Source organism: Streptomyces sp. H27-H5 (genome assembly GCF_026627505.1).
In the GTDB taxonomy this organism is placed as follows: Bacteria; Actinomycetota; Actinomycetes; order Streptomycetales; family Streptomycetaceae; genus Streptomyces.
In genome coordinates this window covers 1-1,024 of record NZ_JAPNLK010000322.1, presented here as the reverse complement: position 1 = coordinate 1,024, position 1,024 = coordinate 1, and the positions used below count along the sequence as shown (strand labels likewise).

The 1,024-nt window shown below is 67.2% G+C and carries 2 protein-coding genes; both read right to left on the bottom strand.

Translation table 11 applies throughout. The annotated features are described in order from the left end of the window. The coding region (locus OTB19_RS43040; RefSeq protein WP_267804303.1) for a hypothetical protein at positions 1-277 on the bottom strand (277 nt) is incomplete at its 3' end. A gap of 12 nt (positions 278-289) precedes the next feature. Continuing rightward, positions 290-1,024: phage tail protein (locus OTB19_RS43035; protein WP_420717040.1), on the bottom strand; the 735-nt coding region annotated here is incomplete at its 5' end.

The following is a 1,024-nucleotide window of genomic DNA, read 5'->3' as shown; positions in this document are numbered from 1 at the left end:
CCACCGCGGGTACGTCGAGGTACGAGTAGCTGCCCGGGACCGAGAACCGAACCGGTGTGTTCCTGCCGATCAGCCCGTAGTTGATGCTGCGGGCATTCCTCGGGGAGTACTTGTTGGCGCGGTTGTCCAGTCGGAGACGGACCTTGGCCGGGGTGACCTGTGAGCTCTCGTCCTGGCGGCCGCGGGTGATGACCACAGGCGCGCCGGCGCGCATGTCGTCAACCATCGACGTCCACACCCCGCCCACCTGCATCTCGCTCAGCTGCTCATACGCCATCAGGTGCCTCCTCTACTGGCCGTAACGGCCCTGGACCGAGCCGCCGCCGTCGGTGCGGACCGAGCGTGCGATGGCGGTGGCGAACGCGCTGTCGGCGTCGCCGTCGATGACGAGGCGGCCGACAACCTCTTGGGCGGCAGATGATCCGGTGCGTGAGACACCGACGTTGACGTTGTGCGGGATCTCGTTGGTGACGCCCTGCAGGGTCCGCCGCAGGGCGGGCAGGCTGTCGTCCACGCCGTCGATGAGGCCGCTCATCAGGGCCTCGCCGGACGGGGTCAGGAGCCGCAGGTCGAGGGACATGGGCCCCTTCCAGTCGGGGATCATGTTCGTGACCGACCGGAACTTGGCGCGCAGGTCGCCGATCCTCTCGGTGACGCCGTTGATCAGGCCCTGCAGGATGGCCCGGCCGGCTGCCTTGAGGATCCCTCCGAGGTCGCCGACGGCGTCTCGGACGCGCTGTGGGATGCCGCGCACCCAGGTGATCAGTGAAGTGATCCGCTCGACGGCGGCGGCGACCATGCGCATGAAGTAGCCGCCGACGATGCCAGGCAGGCTCGCGAAGAAGTCGAAGATGTCGGAGATCCCGGTCACCAAGGATTGGATCTTGGTGAGCATCCACGCGGCCGCGCGGTTCGTCAGGTCCCGGACCGTGGACCAGAGCCATTCCCAGGCCACGACCACGATCGTCGACATCAGCTCCCAAGCTTCCTGGAAGAACCTGGTCTTGGTCGCGAGCCAGACGAT